Raw genomic sequence first — 19,866 nt, forward strand, 5'->3', positions numbered from 1 at the left:
CTCAGTTGGTAGAGCGCCGGACTGTTAATCCGTAGGTCCCTGGTTCGAGCCCAGGTTGAGGAGCCAGATGAAAAGCCCGCATGCCAGCGCATGCGGGCTTTTTTGTTTGCTCAGGCTGCGCGCACCATGCCGACAGTCGGCGTGCTCGGCGCTGCGGCAGGGGCGGCCGACTCCACGGTGACAGGCTTGCCGTGCTTGGCATGTGCGCGACGCGCACCGTGCGCAGCACGCGCTTGCTCCACACCCTCTTCCCATGCACGCAGCTCTTCCTCCAGCCGCGCAGCCCGCTCCGCATACATGTCCGCAGAGGACTTGTAGTATTCGGCAGCAATGGTGTGCTCCAGCATCGCCATGCGTGCCTCCTGCAGGTAGGCCCGGGTGCGACGGATATAGCGCGGCTCGGCAAGGCTTGCGCCAAAGATTTTGCTGAAAAACATCGCTCATCCTCCTTCGATGTCTTCGCAGCGAAAGCCATGCATCCGCAAGAAGACAAGCCCAGGATAGCCAACCCGGCCTGGCGGCGCTGTCCCCTGGCGGGACAAGGCCGCGTAGGAGGTTCACTTACCCCGGCCAGGCGATGCTCTCGCATCCACGCAACCCTCTTCACCATGGTTTGTGCAAGACTGCGGCTGCAGAGAAGCACGAATCCATTATTTTTCAGTCCGCACCCGATCATGTCCCACCCCCTCCCATGGCTCATTCCCCACCAGGCCTTCCCTCCTGTGGAAACGGCATGGGGCCCCAACGACCCGATTCCGGGCCTGCTGGCCGCAGGCGGCACGCTGGATGCGGCGCACCTGCGCATCGCCTACAGCCAGGGCATTTTTCCCTGGTTCAGCGAAGGCCAGCCCACGCTATGGTGGTCGCCCGATCCACGCATGGTGCTGCAGACATCGCAGTTCCGGCTGCACCGCAGCCTGCGCAAGACATTGCAGCGCTTTCGCTCCACCGCCGGCTGCGAGATCCGCATCGACAGCGCTTTCGAGGCCGTGATGCAGCACTGTGCCCAAACGGTGCGCCGTGATCAGGATGGCACCTGGATCGTGCAGGAAATTCTCGACGCCTATACCGAACTGCACCGCCAGGGTGCAGCCCACAGCGTGGAAACCTGGATCGACGGGCGCCTGGTGGGCGGCCTGTACTGCGTGGCGCTGGGCCGCGCCGTATTCGGCGAGTCCATGTTCGCGCATGCCACAGACGCATCCAAGATCGCACTGTCGGCACTGGTGGCGCTGTGCCGGCACCAAGGCGCCGCGCAAATCGATTGCCAGCAGGCCACGCAGCACCTGGCTTCGCTGGGCGCGCGCGAGATGCCCCGCTCCCAGTTCCTGCGCACCGTGGCAGAGCAAAGCCAGTTGCCGCCCATGCACTGGCAATTCGAAAACGTATACTGGAACGAGTTGCTGCCGCCGTCCGGTGACGCCGGCAGCACATCACCGGCTGCCGCCAGCACACCATGACGCACCCGAACGATCTTCCGCTGCAGGCCCTGCAGTTCTACGCCACAGCCGCCTATCCCTGCAGCTACCTGGATGGCCGGCTGGCGCGTTCGCAAGTGGCCACGCCCAGCCACCTGATCCAGAACAGCGCCTATTCGGAGCTGGTCTCCCTGGGGTTTCGCCGCAGCGGAATGTTCACCTACCGGCCGTATTGCGATGGTTGCCGGGCCTGCGTGCCCATGCGCATCCTGGTCCACGATTTCCGCCCGGACCGCAGCCAGCGCCGCGCCGCCATGCGCCACGCCGATCTCACGGCATCGATCCAGCGCCTGCATTACTCGAACGAGCATTACCAGCTGTACCTGCGCTACCAGCAAAGCCGTCACAGCGGCGGCGGCATGGACCACGACAGCGTGGACCAGTACACGCAGTTCCTGCTGCAAAGCCGCGTCAACTCACGGCTTGTGGAGTTCCGCGCACCGGCGGCCGACGGCGCAGTCGGCAGGCTGAAGATGGTCTCCATCCTCGATGTGCTGGAAGACGGGCTGTCCGCCGTCTACACCTTCTACGAGCCCAATGACCAGGCCAGCTACGGCACGTTCAACGTGCTGTGGCAGATCGATCAGGCACGCTCCATGAGCCTGCCCTATGTCTACCTGGGCTACTGGATCGCCGACAGCCAGAAGATGAATTACAAGGCGCGCTTTCTTCCCCATGAAGTGCGCGTGGACGAGCGCTGGCAGCGCGTGGATCAGCTGCCACGCTGATATGGCGCCACCGCGCCCCTTTCAGCGACATTTCTTATGCACATGGCCGCTGTTTGCAGGCGGCACATATGCCGCCAAGCCATGCCCGCCGCTAGAATGACCGAATCCCGAAATCCCCTTGCGCCTCATGAAAAAAGACGATAACGCGGCCTCGCCCAAGCCCAGCGTCCAGGTCCTGGAACGCATGTTCACGTTGATCGACGTGTTGGCCTCGCGTGAGGAAGCGGTATCGCTCAAGGAGATCAGCGAGCGCACCGGCCTGCACCCCTCCACCACGCACCGCATTCTCAACGACCTGGCCATCGGCCGCTTTGTCGACCGCCCCGAATCGGGCAGCTACCGGCTGGGCATGCGTTTCCTGGAGCTGGGCAACCTGGTCAAGGCCCGCCTGAGCGTGCGCGAAGCGGCCCTGATTCCCATGCGCCAGCTGCACAAGCAGATTCAGCAGCCGGTCAGCCTCAGCGTGCGCCAGGGCGATGAAATCGTCTATGTGGAACGCGCCTACAGCGAGCGCTCGGGCATGCAGGTGGTGCGCGCCATTGGCGGCCATGCGCCGCTGCACCTCACATCCAATGGCAAGCTGTTTCTCGCGGCCGATGATGCGCAGCAGGTGCGCGCCTACGCCACACGCACCGGCCTTCCCGGCAAGACGCACTTCAGCATCACGCGGCTTGCCGACATGGAAAACGAGCTGGACAAGGTACGCCACCATGGCGTCGCCCGCGACAACGAGGAGCTGGAGCTGGGCGTGCGCTGCATGGCCGCCGGCATCTATGACGACCAGGGCAAGCTGGTGGCCGGCCTGTCCATCTCCGCTCCCGCCGACCGGCTGGACGAAAGCTGGTTGTCCAAGCTCCAGGCCACCGCGCAGGAGATCTCGGGCGCCCTGGGCTTCAATGCGGTCCGCCCTGCAGCCCCGCCCCCCAATCCCTACGCGCGCAGCAGCCACTGATCTGCAAGCAGCCATCCGCAAGCAGCAAGACCGGTCATCAAAAACAACAAAGGCGCCCAGGGCGCCTTTGTTGTTGAGGGGAAGAAACTCAGCCCTTGACCTTGTGGATCATGGAATCGCCGGCCACCTGCCCCATGGATTCCACCCAGTGGCGTACGCGCTCGGCATCGCCCAGGCGGCTGAACTTTCCGGCGGAGTCCAGGAAGACCATGATGATCTTGCGGCCAGCCACCTGCGCCTGCATGACCAGGCAACGACCCGCTTCGGAGATGTAGCCGGTCTTTTGCAGGCCGATATCCCAGGTCGGGCTCAGCACCAGGCGGTTGGTGTTGTTGTACTGCAGCGTGCGGCGGCCCACGGCCACTTCATAGCCGGGCGAAGTGGTGTACTCGCGCACCAGCGGATCACTGTGCGCCACATTCACGAGCACGGCCAGATCACGGGCGCTGGACTGGTTGCGGCTGGACAGCCCGGTGGGCTCCACGTAACGGGTATCGGTCATGCCCAGCAGGCGCGCCTTGGCATTCATCTGCTGGACGAAGGCATCCAGGCCACCTGGGAAGGTGCGACCCAGCGCATGGGCAGCACGGTTTTCGCTGGACATCAGGGCCAGGTGCAGCATTTCGGCACGGGTGAGCGTGGTGCCCACGGCCAGGCGCGAACTGCTGCCCTTTTCGGTATCCACATCATCCTGCGTGATGGTGATGGATTCATCCATGGGCAGATGGGCCTGGGAAATCAGCAGACCCGTCATCAGCTTGGTCAGCGAGGCGATGGGCAACACGGCATGGTCGTTCTTGCTGAGCAGCACTTCGTGGGTGTCCTGGTCCATGACCAGGGCCACGCTGCTCTTGAGATCAAGAGGATCGGCCACTGCATGCAGCCCGGCCATCTGCCCGAACGACAGGCGTGGCTCGTAGGCAACGGCACGAATGGGGCTGGCAGCGCTGCGGGCGGCCACGCGGCTGGGCTGGCGTGCGCTCTTGGCAACGCGCTTGCCCTGGGGAGCCGCCGTGGCGCGCTCCTTCACGGCCTTCTTCTTGACAGGGGCCACGGCCACCTGTTTCTTGGCAGCTTTCTTGGCCGGTGCGGCATGCGCGCCCGGGGCAGTGAGAGCACAACTCAGGGCCAGCAACGAGAGAACCTGAGCAAATCGACCGAGGCGGGCACGGCGTAGGGTGGGCATGAGAAATGCTCCAAGCAGCAAGAATTTGTGACTAGACCTTACATTAATCGAAAAAGTCGCACTGCGACAATAACTTGTGCGACTTTTCGATAATTTAAATGAAATTATAAGGCGAGTGCTCACCCCTGCGCAGCCACGACCTCTGCATTGCTGTGTAATTTGTTCAACGCGCTCAGATAGGCCTTGGCCGAGGCCACGACGATGTCCGGGTCCGCGCCCACGCCGTTGACCACGCGCCCGCTGCGCTGCAGGCGAACGGTCACTTCGCCCTGGCTCTCGGTGGAGCCGCTGATGGCGTTGACCGAGTACAGCAGCATCTCGGCACCGCTCTTCACCTCGGACTCGATGGCCTTGAACGAGGCATCGACCGGGCCATTGCCGTCGGACTGAGCCTTGATCTCACGGCCATCGCGGCTGAACACCACCGACGCGTGTGGGCGCTCACCCGTTTCGCTTTGCTGGGCCAGCGAGATGAACTGGAAGGGATCGGCCTGCTGATGCGCATCCTGCTCGGTCACCAGGGCCAGGATGTCCTCGTCGAAGATTTCACTCTTGCGGTCGGCCAGTTCCTTGAAGGCCGCAAAGGCAGTGTTGATCGCGGCTTCGCTGTCGAGTTCCACGCCCAGCTCCTGCAGGCGCTGCTTGAAGGCATTGCGGCCGCTGAGCTTGCCCAGCACGATCTTGTTGGCGCTCCAGCCCACATCCTCGGCACGCATGATTTCGTAGGTGTCGCGCGCCTTGAGCACGCCATCCTGATGGATGCCCGAGGCGTGGGCGAAGGCGTTGGCGCCCACGACGGCCTTGTTGGGCTGCACCACGAAGCCCGTGGTCTGGCTGACCATGCGGCTGGCGGCCACGATGTGCTGGGCGTCGATGTTGACGTCAAGGCCGAAGTAGTCCTTGCGCGTCTTGATGGCCATCACCACCTCCTCGAGCGAGCAGTTGCCCGCGCGTTCGCCCAGGCCGTTGATGGTGCACTCGATCTGGCGCGCCCCGCCGAGCTTGACGCCGGCCAGCGAGTTGGCCACGGCCATGCCCAGGTCGTTGTGGCAATGCACGCTCCAGACGGCCTTGTCGCTGTTGGGCACGCGCTCGCGCAAGTTCTTGATGAAGGCGCCGTACAGCTCCGGAATGGCGTAGCCCACGGTGTCGGGCACGTTGATGGTGGTCGCGCCTTCGGCAATCACTGTCTCGATGACGCGGCACAGAAAGTCCGGGTCGCTGCGGTAGCCGTCTTCGGGGCTGAACTCGATGTCGGCGATCAGGTTGCGCGCAAATCGCACCGACTGGCGCGCCTGCTCCAGCACCTGCTCGGGCGTCATGCGCAGCTTTTTCTCCATGTGCAGCGCACTGGTGGCAATGAAAGTGTGGATGCGCGCGCGGCTGGCGTCCTTCAGAGCCTCGGCCGCACGGGCGATGTCGCGGTCATTGGCACGGGCCAGCGAGCAGATGGTGGAGTCCTTGATGGCACGCGCAATGGCCTGCACCGACTCGAAGTCGCCATTGGAACTCGCCGCAAAACCGGCCTCGATCACATCGACCTTCAGCCGCTCGAGCTGGCGCGCGATGCGCAGCTTTTCGTCGCGGGTCATGGAGGCACCGGGCGACTGCTCGCCGTCACGCAAGGTGGTGTCGAAAATGATCAATTGGTCGGTCATGGGAGTCTCGTCTTTCTTGTGGATGCGAATCTCCTGCCCACGGGCAGGTGACGAAAAAAGCCGGTGCGCTTGTGGCTGCACCGGCTAGGCAATGGAATTTAAGCGGCAACCGCCTCCTGCACCGTCACCTTCTCGGCAGAGGGCACGCGCTGCAAGCCCGACATGATGGCCCGGAACGAAGCGGAGACGATATTCGCATCAACCCCGACGCCGTAGCACACGTGCAACTCGTCCACGCGCAGTTCCACGTAGGCAATGGCCTTGGCATTGGCACCCTCGCCGATGGCATGCTCGTTGTAGTCCAGCACGCGCACGGCCCGGCCGCTGTGCTCGCTCAGCGCCTGCACGAAGGCATCGATGGGCCCCGTGCCTTGCGCCTCGACCGTGCGCTTGCCGCCGTCAACGGACAGATCGGCCGACAGGCTGACCACGCCGTCGTTCTCGCTGAGGCGGTAATGCGGTGCCTGCACGGATTGCAGGCCGTACTCGCGCTGGAACAGCGACCACAGGTCGGCCGCGGCCAGCTCCTTGCCGCTGGCATCCATCTCGCGCTGGACCACCTGGCTGAACTCGATCTGCAGGCGACGCGGCAATTGGAGGCCATACTCGCTTTCAAGCAGATAGGCGATGCCGCCCTTGCCGGACTGGCTGTTGACGCGGATCACGGCCTCGTAGCTGCGGCCCAGGTCCTTGGGGTCGATGGGCAGATAGGGCATGTCCCAGATGTCGCCGTCCTTGCGATCGGCGAAGGCCTTCTTGATGGCATCCTGGTGCGAGCCCGAGAACGAGGTGTAGACCAGATCGCCCACATAGGGATGGCGCGGATGCACGGGCAGCTGGTTGCAATGCTCGACCGTGCTGCGGATGCCGTCGATATCGGAGAAATCCAGGCCAGGCGACACGCCCTGGATGTACATGTTCAACGCCACGTTGACCACATCGAGGTTGCCCGTGCGCTCGCCATTGCCGAACAGGCAGCCTTCAAGGCGGTCCGCACCGGCCATCAACGCCAGCTCGGCCGTGGCCGTGCCCGTGCCGCGGTCATTGTGCGGATGCACGGACAGCACGATGGAGTCGCGGCGCTGGATGTGGCGATGCGTCCACTCCACCATGTCGGCGAAGATGTTGGGCGTGGAGTGCTCCACGGTGGTGGGCAGGTTGATGATGCACTTGCGCTCGGGCGTGGGCTGCCATACATCGGTGACGGCATCGATGACGCGCTTGGAAAACTCCAGCTCGGTGTCCGAATACATCTCGGGCGAGTACTGGAAGGTCCACTGCGTCTGGGGATAGCCGGCAGCGATCTCGTTGAACATGCGGGCATTGGTGGTGGCCAGCTCGACGATCTCGTCCTCGCTCATGTTCAATACCACGCGGCGCATCACGGGCGCGGTGGCGTTGTAGAGGTGGACGATGGCCCGGGGCACGCCTTCGAGCGCCTCGAAGGTACGGCGGATGAGGTGCTCGCGCGCCTGGGTCAGCACCTGGACGGTCACGTCATCGGGAATGCGGTTTTCCTCGATGAGCTTGCGCATGAAGTCGAACTCGACCTGGGACGCGGAAGGAAAGCCGACCTCGATTTCCTTGAAGCCGATCTTCACCAGTTGCTCGAACATGCGCATCTTGCGATCGATGTCCATGGGCTCGATCAGCGCCTGGTTGCCATCGCGCAGGTCCACGCTGCACCAGACCGGGGCCTGAGTGATCACCGCATCGGGCCAGCGACGGTCTTGCAGGCGGACCGGAGCGAACGGACGGTACTTGGTCGAAGGGTTTTGCAACATGGCTGAAGTGCTTTCTATCGTCTAGGTAAAAACAAGACCCACCTGCTCCAGCGACCCCACAAACGCAAAACGGCCCGTCGCTGGTGCAAACGGGCCGTGAAAGTAGGAATGTACGCGCGCGCTACTGTCTCTGCCCGTGGGACATCAGTAGTAGAGCTAGCGACAGGTATTGCATGCAGGTCACTTTAGCACAGGTTCTCAGGCGCTGTGAAGATGCTGCGGCGCATCATTTGTGCAGGCCGCGCTCTTCAGGCTCATCGGTCGAGGTGCTGATGACGCTGGTGCGCTGGCCCTTGGCCTTGCGCCATGCATAGACGCCGTAGCCAGAGAAACCGTAGAGCAGGAACACGCCGAACAGCACGATGGGCGGATGGATATTGATGATGGCGATGCCCAGGGCGATCAGCACGATGGCCGCAAAGGGCACGCTCTTCTTGAAATGCACGTCCTTGAAGCTGTAGAAAGGCACGTTGGTGACCATGGTCAGGCCCGCGTACAGCGTCAGGAAGAACATGATCCAGGTGATCTGCGTCCAGCTCAGCCAGGCATCCTGGCCGCGCAGCAGGCCCGCCTCGTCCAGCAGCCAGATGAAGCCCGTGACCAGCGCCGCCGCCGCAGGCGAAGGCAGGCCCTGGAACCAGCGCTTGTCCACCGTGCCGGTATTCACGTTGAAACGCGCCAGCCGCAGGGCGGCGCAGGCGCAATAGACAAAGGCGGCAATCCAGCCCCAGCGACCAATGCCCTTAAGCGCCCACTCATAGGCGATCAAGGCGGGAGCGGCCCCGAAGGACACCATGTCCGACAGCGAGTCCATCTGTTCGCCAAAGGCGCTTTGCGTATTGGTCATGCGTGCCACGCGGCCGTCAAGACTGTCCAGCACCATGGCGCAGAACACGCCTGCGGCAGCCAGTTCAAAGCGGCCATTCATGGCCATCACGATGGCGTAGAAGCCACCGAACAGCGCAGCCAGCGTGAACAGGTTGGGCAGGATGTAGATACCCTTGCGGCGCTTGCGCACCACCACGCCTTCGATTTCGTTGGACTCATTGTGGTTTTGCATCAATCCGGCCTCCAGCACAGCGCACGCAAGCGTGAGCAGCTATTAAAACGATAGTATTCTAAGGGAGCGGACAGTGCCGCCCCGAAAGGGTCAGTGTACCTGCGCGCTGCCCCCTTCTCTGCACGAAAAAGGCCACCCGTCGGGGTGGCCTTGTCCTGCACCTTGCGTAGGCCGCATGCGCGACCCATGCAAGATGGAATGCAGCAATCTCAGTTGCGGCTCTGGTCAACCAGCTTGTTCTTGGAGATCCAGGGCATCATGGCGCGCAGCTGGCCGCCCACCTTTTCGATGGCGTGTTCGGCGTTCATGCGGCGGCGGGCCGTCATGCTCGGGTAGTTGGTGCGGCCTTCCTGGATGAACATCTTGGCGTATTCGCCGGTCTGGATGCGCTTGAGGGCAGCACGCATGGCTTCGCGCGACTTGTCGTTGATGACTTCTGTACCCGTCACGTACTCGCCGTATTCGGCGTTGTTCGAGATCGAGTAGTTCATGTTGGCGATGCCGCCTTCGTACATCAGGTCCACAATGAGCTTGAGCTCATGCAGGCACTCGAAGTAGGCCATTTCGGGAGCGTAGCCGGCTTCGGTCAGGGTCTCGAAGCCCATCTTCACCAGTTCCACCGCGCCGCCGCACAGAACGGCCTGCTCGCCGAACAGGTCGGTCTCGGTTTCTTCCTTGAAGTTGGTTTCGATGATGCCACCCTTGCCGCCACCGTTGGCCATGGCATAGGACAGGGCCAGGTCACGGGCCTTGCCGGACTTGTCCTGGTACACGGCGATCAGCGAAGGCACGCCGCCGCCCTTGAGGTATTCGGAGCGCACGGTGTGGCCAGGGCCCTTGGGGGCGACCATGATCACGTCCAGATCGGCGCGCGGCACAACCTGGTTGTAGTGGATGTTGAAGCCGTGGGCAAAGGCCAGCGTGGCGCCTTGCTTGATGTTGGGGGCCACGTTGTTGGTGTAGACCTCGGGGATGTTCTCATCCGGCAGCAGGATCATGACCAGATCGGCGGCCTTCACGGCGTCGTCGACTTCAGCGACGGTCAGGCCAGCCTTGGCGACCTTGTCCCAGGAAGCGCCGCCCTTGCGCAGGCCGACCACGACCTTCACGCCGCTTTCGTTCAGGTTTTGAGCGTGTGCGTGGCCCTGGCTGCCGTAGCCGATGATGGCAACGGTCTTGCCCTTGATCAGGCTCAGGTCACAGTCCTTGTCGTAGAAAACTTTCATGTTGGCTCCAGGCTTCGTGTGTGTAGGGGTTGAAAGGGGAAGGGGACAGGTTTCAGGTTCAGACGCTTGGCAGCGCATCAAACGCGCAGGATGCGCTCACCGCGGCCGATGCCGCAGGAGCCGGTACGCACGGTTTCCAGAATGGCCGTGCGGTCCAACGCCTGCAGGAAGGCGTCGTTCTTGGATTGGTCGCCGGTCAGCTCGACCGTGTAGCTCTTTTCGGTCACGTCGATGATGCGGCCGCGGAAGATGTCGGCCATGCGCTTCATCTCCTCGCGTTCCTTGCCCACGGCGCGGACCTTGACCATCATGAGCTCGCGCTCGGTATAGGAGCCTTCCGTCAGGTCCACGACCTTGACGACCTCGATCAGGCGGTTCAGGTGCTTGGTGATCTGCTCGATCACGTCTTCGGAGCCATTCGTCTGAATGGTCATGCGCGACAGCGATGCGTCTTCCGTGGGAGCCACGGTCAGCGATTCGATGTTGTAGCCGCGGGCCGAGAACAGGCCCACCACGCGCGACAAGGCTCCCGGCTCGTTTTCGAGCAGCACGGCAATGATGTGTTTCATGAAAGAAAGATTCCTCTTTTCGCTGCCCTCCCCCGGCGCCGGTAAACGTCGGGCTTGGCAGGCAATAGATTCGTCAAGGGGTTGCCGCCTTGAGGGCGGCTACTGAAGAAGATGCGGCAGGAACAGGCCCTGGCGAACCCGGCCAAGGGCTCGCTCAGAGGTCGTCAGCTCCCAGCAGCATCTCGGTGATCCCACGGCCGGCCTGCACCATGGGGAACACATTCTCGGTGGGATCGGTGCGGAAGTCCATGAACACCGTCCGATCCTTGAGCTTGCGGGCCTCGCGCAGGGCGGGCTCCACGTCCTCGGGGCGCTCGATCAGCATGCCCACGTGGCCATAGGCCTCGGCCAGCTTCACGAAGTTGGGCAGCGAGTCCATGTAGCTGCTGCTATAGCGGCCCGAGTACTCGATCTCCTGCCACTGGCGCACCATGCCCAGGTAGCGGTTGTTCAGCGACACCACCTTGACCGGCGTGTTGTACTGCAGGCAGGTGGCCAGCTCCTGGATGTTCATCTGGATAGAGCCTTCGCCCGTGATGCAGAACACCTCGGATTCAGGCTTGGCCAGCTTGATGCCCATGGCGTAGGGCAGGCCCACGCCCATGGTGCCCAGGCCGCCGGAGTTGATCCAGCGGCGCGGCTCGTCGAAGCGGTAGTACTGCGCGGCCCACATCTGGTGCTGGCCCACGTCGGACGTGATGTAGGCATCGGCGTCGCGGGTCATGTTCCACAGCGTCTCCACCACGTACTGGGGCTTGATGACCGAGCCGTCGCCACGGCTGTACTGCAGGCAGTCGCGGCTGCGCCAGCCTTCGATGGTCTCCCACCACTGGCCCAGGGCCGCAGCGTCGGGGCGGGCGCTGGCCTCGCGGATCATTGAGATCAGCTCGGTCAGCACTTCCTTGACGTCGCCCACGATGGGCACGTCCACCTTCACGCGCTTGGAGATGGAGGAGGGATCGATGTCGATATGGATGATCTTGCGCTCCACCGACATGAAATGCTTGGGGTTGCCGATCACCCGGTCGTCGAAGCGCGCACCCACGGCCAGCAGCACATCGCAGTTCTGCATGGCGTTGTTGGCTTCGATGGTGCCGTGCATGCCCAGCATGCCGAGGAACTTGCGGTCGCTGGCCGGATAGGCACCCAGGCCCAGCAGCGTATGCGTGACCGGGTAGCCCAGCATGTCCACCAGGGTGCGCAGCTCGTTGCAGGCATTGCCCAGCAGCACGCCGCCACCCGTGTAGATATAGGGACGCTTGGCAGCCAGCAGCAACTGCAGCGCCTTGCGGATCTGGCCGGCATGGCCCTTGCGCACCGGGTTGTAGGAGCGCATCTCCACCTTTTCGGGGTAACCGGTGTAGAGAGCCTTCTTGAAGGACACATCCTTGGGGATGTCCACCACCACGGGGCCGGGGCGGCCGGTGCGCGCGATGTGGAAGGCCTTCTTCATGGTGTCCGCCAGCTCGCGCACATCCTTGACCAGGAAGTTGTGCTTGACGATGGGGCGGGTAATGCCGACGGTGTCGCACTCCTGGAATGCATCGGTGCCGATGTAGGCCGTCGAGGTCTGGCCGCTGATCACGACCAGGGGAATGGAATCGGTGTAGGCGGTGGCAATGCCGGTGACGGCGTTGGTCAGGCCGGGACCCGAGGTCACCAGGGCCACGCCGACTTCACCCGTGGCACGGGCAAAACCGTCTGCCGCATGCACAGCCGCCTGCTCGTGGCGCACCAGCACATGCTGAATGGTGTCTTGCTTGTAGAGGGCGTCGTAGATGTACAGGACCGCACCGCCCGGATAGCCCCAAAGCTGCTTGACGCCTTCGGCCTGCAGGGACTTGACGAGGATCTCGGAGCCCATCAGCTCCTGGGATGCATGGGACTGCGACGCCGCTGCTGCCGCGCTGGAGTACTCGGCTTTGGAAATTTCCATGATCAACCTTTGTGAATTTCTCTAACGAAAAACCTTGGGTGCCCCTTGCCTGAAGCCCTTGTGAGGCCGGTGCGGGACTTAGGACCAACAGACATGGGCGAGTGAGTAAACGCCGGACCGTGACCCGTTTGCCTTTTTGAATTGCAGCAGACATTATCGCACTGCAACAAGCCTGTGCGCCATCGTGCGAAAAAAATTGACACTGCGGTGCGATAATCGGGTCCCGCGTCCGTTCAGCCCCCTCAACGAGCCCCTCATCCGGGCCTGCGTTCCTTTTGGCAACCGAGCAAGAACTATCCGACTTCCTCAAAAGCGTAGAAAAGCGTGCCTTCAAGCGCAGCTTTTTCCACGTCCGGGACGAGGAGGCGGCGCTGGACATCGTGCAGGACAGCATGCTCAAGCTGGCGCAGCACTATGGCGACAAGCCCATCACCGAGCTGCCCATGCTCTTCCAGCGCATCCTGTCCAACAGCACCCTGGACTGGTTTCGCAGGCAAAAGACGCAGAACGCCCTCTTCACCCGCATGAGCGATCTGGAGGCCTCGGCCGGCGACGATGCGGACTTCGACTGGCTCGAGACCTACGCCGACTCCGCACAGAACGGCGAAACCGCCCGCAGCGCCGAGGATCTGACCGAGCGGGCGCAGATTTTGCAAAGCATTGAAAAAGAGATACAGGAGCTGCCGGCGCGTCAACGCGAAGCATTCCTGATGCGTTATTGGGAAGAGATGGACGTTGCGGAGACCGCTGCCGCGATGGGGTGTTCCGAAGGAAGTGTAAAAACACATTGTTTCCGCGCCATCCAGACATTGAGCAAGGCACTGAAGGCCAAAGGAATCGAGCTATGAAGACTGCGCCCACTCTCACTCTCCACAGCGAAATGGCGGCCGACCGCATCGCACGCCGGATCACCGCGCGCCTGGGTGACGGCGAGGCGTTGCTGCCATACGACATCACCGAGCGGCTGCGCGCTGGGCGCGAGCGCGCCCTGTCCGTTCGCCGGCGCGAACTGCGCGCTGCGACCGTGCAGGCTGCCAGCGCAACCCAGGCTCAGGGTGCCACCATGACGCTGGGCTCTGGCGACGAAGGCGGCACCTGGTGGCGCGCGCTGATCTCGGCCGTGCCGGTGCTGGCCCTCATCATTGGCCTGGTGGTCGTCAACGTGCAGACCGATCAGATTGGCCTGACCGAGGTTGCCGAGGTCGATACGGCCCTGCTGACCGATGACCTGCCCCCTGCCGCCTATGCCGACCCCGGTTTCATCCAGTACCTGAAGACTTCGGCCACCAACACGGAACGCTGATACCCGCCTTGCCTGCCTGCATGCCCACTGATTCACGCGCTGCGTTCCACCGATCACCCGCCGCCATCCTGGCGGCGGTGCTGTTGATGGCGCTGGCCTGGACCGGCTGGCGCGTCGTGCAACAGGTGCGGCTGGCGCCCAGCACGGTGTCGCCGGCCACCATTGCGGCCTCCAAGACCCTGCATGGCGACGCAGCCACGCGCCAGCGCGCCACGGCCCTGGCCTCCGGCCCACGCTGGGCCGAGCTGACGCCTGCGCAAAGCAGGGTGCTCGAGCCCCTTTCCGAGCGCTGGTCCATGATGGACGCGCTGCAAAAGCGCCGCTGGATGGCATTGGCCGAAGGCTGGGACAAGCTCAGCGAAAAGGAGCAGGAAAAGCTGCGCGACCGCATGCAGACCTGGTCCAGCCTCAGCGCCCAGCAGCGCAGCCAGGCCCGCCTGAATTTCGCCCTGACCAACCGCCTTGCCACGGACAAGCGAGCCCAGTGGGAGGCCTACCAGGCGCTCAGCGACGAAGAAAAACGCCTTCTGGCTGCACGCGCCGCGCCCAAGGTCAAGGGCGCCGCCAACGCCATACAGCCCGTGGCGCCCAAGCGTCTGGCGCGGATTCCTGCGGCCTCGGTGGCACCGGCCACCATTCCGAATCCCCCAAAGATTCCACCAGCCACCATCTACAATCCGCCGCCTCCGGTTCCACCGGTCGCGTCGCCTTCGGCCGTGGAAACCCATCCCGTGCGCCCGCCTGCGCTGGTGGAGACAGCCCCGGTGGAAGTGCCTTCGGCCACACCCATGCCCTTGCCGCCCATGGAACTGCATGACGGCGCCGAGGCCACCCCACAGCCCTCGCACGGCGAAGCAGCCCCTTCGCATTGATGCAGCGCCCCGACACGCCCGCATGACGAACGCCACCTCCCCCGCCTCCACGGCAGCCGGCTCCGCCGCCGATCCACGGATGGCCCCGCGCCTGGCCCGGCGCATGGCCTGCTGGCTATATGAGGGCATGCTGCTGTTCGGCGTGGTCTTCATCGCCGGATATCTGTTTGGCACCTTGTCTCAGACGCGCAACGCCATGGACAACCGCCATGCGCTGCAGGCCTTCATGTTCGTGGTGCTGGGCATCTATTTCGTCTGGTTCTGGTCCAAGGGGCAGACATTGGCCATGAAGACCTGGCACATCCGCCTGGTGGATGCTGCAGGCCAGCCCGTCAGCCAGCTGCGCGCCCTGCGGCGCTATGTGCTGAGCTGGATCTGGCTGCTGCCACCGCTGGCGGCCTACTCCACCGGCGTGCCGGCCTTGACCACCTTGGTGCTGCTGGTGCTGTGGGTGGCACTCTGGGCCCTGCTCAGCCGCCTTCATCCGCGCCGCCAGTTCTGGCATGACGCCTGGGCCGGCACACAGCTGATCCACCAGGCCCCGCCGCCCAGGAAAAAACGCTGAGCGGCAAAGGCAGCATCGCATCTCCTACACTCCCCAGCATGCCCGCCGCTTCACCCAAGTCCAACGACAGCACGCCTGTCAATCCCCAGAAAAGCCGCACGGGCCTGAACCGTGTCTGGCACGCTGCGGGTTATTCGCTGTCCGGCCTTCGTGCCGGATGGAATGAGAAAGCCTTCCGCCAGGAAGCGCTGGCCGCCATCGTGCTGATCCCTGCCGCTTTCTGGCTGGGACGCAGCTGGATCGAGGTCTCGCTGCTGGCGGGCACGGTCTTGCTGGTGCTGATCGTGGAATTGCTCAACAGCGGCATCGAGGCCGTGGTCGATCGCATAGGCCCCGAATGGCACGCCCTGTCCAAGCAAGCCAAGGACATGGGCAGCGCCGCCGTGCTGCTGGCGCTGCTGCTGTGCACGGGCGTCTGGCTGGCGGCTCTCTATCAACGGTTCATTGCATGACAAATCCCACGTTTTCCATTTGTGTGTATTGCGGCTCGCGCCCCGGCGACCAGCCCGGTTTCATCGAGGCCGCCCGCGCCACCGGCCGCTGGATTGGCGAGCACGGCGGCCAGTTGGTCTACGGCGGCGGGCGCAGCGGCCTGATGGGCGAGGTGGCCGAGGCCACGCGGCAGGCCGGTGGCCGCGTCGTGGGAGTGATCCCGCAGGCGCTGGTGGACAAGGAGCTGGCCAACCATGCCTGCGACGAACTGCACATCGTCCAGACCATGCACGAGCGCAAGGCCATGATGGCCGAGCGCAGCGATGCCTTCGTCGCCCTGCCCGGCGGCATAGGCACCTTCGAGGAATTGTTCGAGGTCTGGACCTGGCGCCAGCTGCGCTACCACGACAAGCCCATCGGCCTGCTCAATGTGGACGGCTACTACGACAGCATGCTGCAGTTCCTGCAGACCTGCGTGGGCCATGGCTTCATGGGCGAGTGGCAGATGGGACTGATAGAAAGCGGCAGCGACATCCCCGCACTGCTGCAATCCCTGGTGCAGAACGCGGGCACGGGCCTGGAAACGGCCCCCTTGCGCGCCGTGATCTGAAACGGAAACGGCCACCCGTTCAGGGGTGGCCGCTGGAATCCGGATGTCGAGCCCAGGGCGCCGCGTGCGCCCTGCACTGCTGCCGGGTTCAGATGGCTCCGTCGTCGAGTTCGCCGGTACGGATGCGCACCACGCGCTCCACGGCGGTGACGAAGATCTTCCCGTCACCGATCTTGCCCGTGCGGGCCACGTTGACGATGGCATCCACGCAGCGGTCCACGTCTTCCGTGCGGACCACCACCTCGATCTTCACCTTGGGCAGGAAGTCCACCACGTACTCGGCGCCACGGTAGAGCTCGGTATGGCCCTTCTGGCGACCAAAGCCCTTGACCTCGGTGACGGTCAGGCCATTTACGCCGCAGTCGGCCAGTGCCTCGCGGACCTCTTCCAGCTTGAACGGCTTGATGATGGCGGTGATCATTTTCATGGGGTGAACTCCTCAGTGCATGCAATACGGGGCAAGACGGCTGGCCAGGAAACCCCGCCGCCTCAGGTGCTTCAAGCGCGAAAGCGGTTGGTGATCGGGTAGCGCCAGTCCTTGCCGAAGCTGCGGCGCGTCAGCCGCGGCCCCACGGGCGCCTGGCGGCGTTTGTATTCGTTGATCTGGATGAGGCGCGTCACTCGCTCCACATCGGCGCCGGCATATCCGTCGGCCACGATGGAGGCGATGCTTTCGTTATTTTCCATGTATCGGCGCACGATGGCGTCGAGCACCTCATAAGCGGGCAGGCTGTCCTGGTCTTTCTGGTCCGGGCGCAGTTCGGCGCTGGGCGGGCGCGTGATGATGCGATCCGGAATGGGGTCCAGCCCCGTGCCGAACGGATCGTTGGCATTGCGCCAGCGCGCCAGCGCAAAAACCTCGGTCTTGAGCACGTCCTTGATCACGGCAAAGCCGCCGGCCATGTCGCCATAGAGCGTGCAGTAGCCGGTGGACATCTCGCTCTTGTTGCCGGTGGTCAGCACCACGGAGCCGAACTTGTTGGACAGGCCCATCAGCAAGGTGCCGCGGATGCGGGCCTGCAGGTTCTCTTCGGTCGTGTCCTCGGCGCGGCCCGCGAAGGCCGGAGCCAGGGCGGCCTTGAAGGCCTCGAACTGGGGCGCGATGGAGATTTCGTCATAGCGCACGCCCACACGCTCGGCCATGTCGCGCGCATCGATCCAGCTGATGTCCGCCGTATAGGGCGAAGGCATCATCACCGTGTGCACCTTGTCCGCGCCCAGCGCATCGACCGCAATCGCCAGCACCAGGGCCGAGTCGATCCCGCCCGACAGGCCCAGCAGCGCGCCGGGGAAACGGTTCTTGCCCACGTAGTCGCGCACGGCCAGCACCAGGGCGGACCACAGAGCCGGCAGGTGCTCCACCGGTGGCTGCACATCGGCGGCCAGCGTCAATTCCTGCGCGCCGGCACGCACTTCCACCAACGGCAGCGCCTCGGCAAAGGCCGCCGCGCGTGCGGCAATGCTGCCGTCGGCGTGCACGGCAAAGGAGCTGCCATCGAAGACAATTTCATCCTGGCCACCGACCAGATGTGCGTAGACCAGGGGCAGGCCGGTCTCACGCGCACGTGCAGCCAGCGTGGCTTCACGTTCGGCCTGCTTGCCCTCATGAAAGGGCGAAGCATTGATCACGGCCAGCAATTGCGCACCCGCCGCGGCAGACGCGCTTGCCGGCCCGGGATGCCAGGCGTCCTCGCAGATCAGCAAGCCCACGCGAACTGCCTGGACCTCGACCACGCAAGGCGACTGGCCGGCCACAAAGTAGCGCTGCTCGTCGAACACGCCGTAGTTGGGCAGGCATTGCTTGGCGTAGCTGCATTCCACGCGCCCGTCGCGCAGCACGCTGGCTGCATTGCGCAACGCGCCACCAGCGCCGGGGTCGCGCCAGGGATGGCCCAGCACCAGCGCCAGGCCCGGCCATTGCGCGGTCTCCAGCGCCAGCTGCTGCACGGCCTGATCGCAGGCGTCCAGAAAGGCGGGACGCAGATAGAGGTCTTCGGCCGCATAGCCGCACAGGGCAAGCTCGGGAGTCAGCAGCAAGCGCGCTCCCGTGGCATAAGCTTCACGGGCTGCGGCAATGATTTTCTGGACATTGCCGGGCAGATCGCCCACGACAAAGTTGAGCTGGGCAGTGCAGATGGAGAGCGTCATGGAATGCAATGGAGCCAACAGGGCCGACAAGGCCACCCCACAGCGCAAGGCGGCAGCGCGCGTCACACGGGCCTGCAAGGAATGGCATGGCTGAAACCGCAATTATCACCCGCGTGCTGGACAGCGTGCAGCAGCTCGATGCCCAGGCCTGGAATGCGCTGCTGGCATCGCAGGCTGCGCCCACCCCCTTCATGCGCCACGAGTACCTGAGCGCGCTGGAATCCAGCGGCAGCGCCGTGCCGCAAACCGGCTGGGCCGCCCGCGTGGTCACGCTCTGGCAGGGCGGCGAGCTGGTCGCCGCCTGCCCGGTCTACGCCAAGGCGCATTCCTATGGCGAGTACGTGTTCGACTTTGCCTGGGCGCGCGCCTACGCCCAGCATGGGCTGGATTACTACCCCAAGGGCGTGCTCGCCGTGCCTTTCACGCCTGTGCCGGGCAGCCGGCTGCTGGCACGCACGCCGCTGCTGCGTGCGGCCCTGGTGCGCGCCGTGCGCGAATGGGCCCAGGCGCAGCAGCTGTCTTCCCTGCATTTGCTGTTCAGCGATGCCGAGGATCTGGCAGCCTGCGACGCCGACGGCTGGATGCAGCGCAGCACCGTGCAGTTCCACTGGAGCAACCAGAACGCCGGGGGTGCGGGCCACCGGGACTTCGACCACTTTCTGTCCACGCTGAACCAGGAAAAGCGCAAGAAGATTCGCCAGGAACGGCGCAAGGTGCACGAGGCCGGCGTGCGCTTTCGAGCAGTGCACGGCCCCGACATGAGCGCCCAGGACTGGGCCTTCTTCTACCGCTGCCACGAACGCACCTATCTGGAACACGGCAACGCCCCGTACCTCCAGCCGGCCTTCTTCGAGGCCATGGCGCACCAGATGCCCGAGAACTGGCTGATGTTCGTCGCCGAGCGCGACGGCCAACCCATGGCCTGCAGCCTGATCGCACTCGATGCGGCAGCCGCACGGCTTTCAGCCGGCAGTTGCGACCGCGACACGCCGCAGATCCCGCACATCCCGCACATTCCGCAGGGCACGGCCTACGGCCGCTACTGGGGCGCGCTGGAGCGCGTGGACTGCCTGCATTTCGAGGCCTGCTACTACCAGCCTATCGCCTGGTGCATAGAACGCGGGATTGCGCACTTCGAGGGAGGCGCCCAGGGCGAACACAAGATGGCGCGGGCGCTGCTGCCCGTGGTGACGCCCAGCGCCCACTGGATTGCCCACCCGTCCTTCGCCGACGCCATCTCGCGCTTTCTGGACCGCGAGGGCGAAGGCATGGCCGGCTACCTGCAGGAGCTGCAGGCGCACAGCCCGCTGCGCCAGGAATGAGGCTCAGAAGGTTTCCCAGTCGTCATCGCCCTGACCG

20 protein-coding genes are annotated in these 19,866 nt (G+C 64.2%); 10 read left to right on the top strand and 10 right to left on the bottom strand.

The genetic code is table 11. From position 1 onward, the window contains the following. Positions 1-110: 110 nt before the first annotated feature. Positions 111-437 (bottom strand): hypothetical protein, encoded by a 327-nt coding sequence (locus L995_RS11405; protein WP_016447407.1) that lies wholly within the window; start codon positions 435-437, stop codon positions 111-113. A 237-nt stretch (positions 438-674) separates the two neighbouring features. Between L995_RS11405 and aat the strand changes: the two genes are divergently transcribed. From aat to L995_RS11420, 3 genes are all read left to right on the top strand, one after another. Next, positions 675-1,460, top strand: coding sequence for a leucyl/phenylalanyl-tRNA--protein transferase (gene aat, locus L995_RS11410; RefSeq protein WP_016451369.1), 786 nt, complete (start codon positions 675-677; stop codon positions 1,458-1,460). Further along, complete coding sequence (locus L995_RS11415) at positions 1,457-2,206, top strand: arginyltransferase (RefSeq protein WP_047471765.1); 750 nt, start codon at positions 1,457-1,459, stop codon at positions 2,204-2,206. Before aat ends, L995_RS11415 begins: the two co-directional genes overlap by 4 nt. Positions 2,207-2,333: 127 nt before the next feature. Beyond that, on the top strand, positions 2,334-3,158 hold the full coding sequence (locus tag L995_RS11420) for an IclR family transcriptional regulator (RefSeq protein WP_016447410.1): 825 nt from the start codon (positions 2,334-2,336) through the stop codon (positions 3,156-3,158). Between the two features lie 88 nt (positions 3,159-3,246). Here the strand turns inward: L995_RS11420 and L995_RS11425 are convergent, their stop codons facing one another. From L995_RS11425 to L995_RS11455, 7 genes are all read right to left on the bottom strand, one after another. Continuing rightward, positions 3,247-4,344 carry a serine hydrolase gene (locus L995_RS11425; RefSeq protein WP_047471767.1) on the bottom strand — a complete coding sequence of 366 codons (1,098 nt, stop codon included), beginning with the start codon at positions 4,342-4,344 and terminating at the stop codon, positions 3,247-3,249. 119 nt (positions 4,345-4,463) lie between these two features. Further along, positions 4,464-6,002, bottom strand: a complete 1,539-nt coding sequence (locus tag L995_RS11430) for a 2-isopropylmalate synthase (protein WP_016447412.1) — start codon at positions 6,000-6,002, stop codon at positions 4,464-4,466. Positions 6,003-6,100: 98 nt separating this feature from the next. After that, the gene (gene leuA, locus L995_RS11435) at positions 6,101-7,786 is read right to left on the bottom strand and encodes a 2-isopropylmalate synthase (protein WP_016451367.1); all 1,686 of its coding nucleotides are present in this window, start codon (positions 7,784-7,786) and stop codon (positions 6,101-6,103) included. A 226-nt stretch (positions 7,787-8,012) separates the two neighbouring features. After that, positions 8,013-8,846, bottom strand: a complete 834-nt coding sequence (gene pssA / locus L995_RS11440; protein WP_012206663.1) for a CDP-diacylglycerol--serine O-phosphatidyltransferase — start codon at positions 8,844-8,846, stop codon at positions 8,013-8,015. A gap of 209 nt (positions 8,847-9,055) precedes the next feature. Next, a complete protein-coding gene (gene ilvC / locus L995_RS11445) occupies positions 9,056-10,072 on the bottom strand; it encodes a ketol-acid reductoisomerase (protein ID WP_016447414.1) in 1,017 nt (338 codons plus the stop codon). 77 nt (positions 10,073-10,149) lie between these two features. Then, on the bottom strand, positions 10,150-10,641 hold the full coding sequence (ilvN, locus tag L995_RS11450) for an acetolactate synthase small subunit (RefSeq protein WP_012206665.1): 492 nt from the start codon (positions 10,639-10,641) through the stop codon (positions 10,150-10,152). A gap of 154 nt (positions 10,642-10,795) precedes the next feature. Then, positions 10,796-12,577 carry an acetolactate synthase 3 catalytic subunit gene (locus tag L995_RS11455; RefSeq protein WP_016447415.1) on the bottom strand — a complete coding sequence of 594 codons (1,782 nt, stop codon included), beginning with the start codon at positions 12,575-12,577 and terminating at the stop codon, positions 10,796-10,798. 275 nt (positions 12,578-12,852) lie between these two features. On the opposite strand from L995_RS11455, the gene L995_RS11460 reads away from it, so the two are divergent. The 6 genes from L995_RS11460 to L995_RS11485 are packed head-to-tail and all read left to right on the top strand — an operon-like array spanning position 12,853 to position 16,359. After that, positions 12,853-13,425 (top strand): RNA polymerase sigma factor, encoded by a 573-nt coding sequence (locus tag L995_RS11460; protein ID WP_016447416.1) that lies wholly within the window; start codon positions 12,853-12,855, stop codon positions 13,423-13,425. After that, on the top strand, positions 13,422-13,880 hold the full coding sequence (locus L995_RS11465; RefSeq protein ID WP_047471769.1) for a DUF3619 family protein: 459 nt from the start codon (positions 13,422-13,424) through the stop codon (positions 13,878-13,880). Before L995_RS11460 ends, L995_RS11465 begins: the two co-directional genes overlap by 4 nt. A 20-nt stretch (positions 13,881-13,900) precedes the next feature. Beyond that, positions 13,901-14,752 carry a DUF3106 domain-containing protein gene (locus tag L995_RS11470; protein ID WP_047471778.1) on the top strand — a complete coding sequence of 284 codons (852 nt, stop codon included), beginning with the start codon at positions 13,901-13,903 and terminating at the stop codon, positions 14,750-14,752. A gap of 22 nt (positions 14,753-14,774) precedes the next feature. Next, on the top strand, positions 14,775-15,317 hold the full coding sequence (locus L995_RS11475; RefSeq protein ID WP_016447419.1) for an RDD family protein: 543 nt from the start codon (positions 14,775-14,777) through the stop codon (positions 15,315-15,317). A gap of 38 nt (positions 15,318-15,355) precedes the next feature. Then, on the top strand, positions 15,356-15,769 hold the full coding sequence (locus L995_RS11480; RefSeq protein ID WP_016447420.1) for a diacylglycerol kinase: 414 nt from the start codon (positions 15,356-15,358) through the stop codon (positions 15,767-15,769). Further along, positions 15,766-16,359, top strand: a complete 594-nt coding sequence (locus L995_RS11485; RefSeq protein ID WP_016447421.1) for a TIGR00730 family Rossman fold protein — start codon at positions 15,766-15,768, stop codon at positions 16,357-16,359. The genes L995_RS11480 and L995_RS11485 overlap by 4 nt, the downstream gene beginning before the upstream one ends. A gap of 88 nt (positions 16,360-16,447) precedes the next feature. On the opposite strand, the gene L995_RS11490 is transcribed toward L995_RS11485, so the two are convergent. Continuing rightward, positions 16,448-16,786 carry a P-II family nitrogen regulator gene (locus L995_RS11490; RefSeq protein WP_012206673.1) on the bottom strand — a complete coding sequence of 113 codons (339 nt, stop codon included), beginning with the start codon at positions 16,784-16,786 and terminating at the stop codon, positions 16,448-16,450. Positions 16,787-16,857: 71 nt separating this feature from the next. Beyond that, positions 16,858-18,507, bottom strand: a complete 1,650-nt coding sequence (locus L995_RS11495; protein WP_047471773.1) for an NAD+ synthase — start codon at positions 18,505-18,507, stop codon at positions 16,858-16,860. An 86-nt stretch (positions 18,508-18,593) separates the two neighbouring features. Between L995_RS11495 and L995_RS11500 the strand changes: the two genes are divergently transcribed. Beyond that, the gene (locus tag L995_RS11500) at positions 18,594-19,829 is read left to right on the top strand and encodes a GNAT family N-acetyltransferase (protein WP_047471776.1); all 1,236 of its coding nucleotides are present in this window, start codon (positions 18,594-18,596) and stop codon (positions 19,827-19,829) included. Positions 19,830-19,866 lie beyond the last annotated feature (37 nt).

The sequence above is a fragment of the Delftia sp. ZNC0008 genome (assembly GCF_000799035.1).
GTDB classification, from domain to species: Bacteria; Pseudomonadota; Gammaproteobacteria; order Burkholderiales; family Burkholderiaceae_C; genus Comamonas; species Comamonas tsuruhatensis.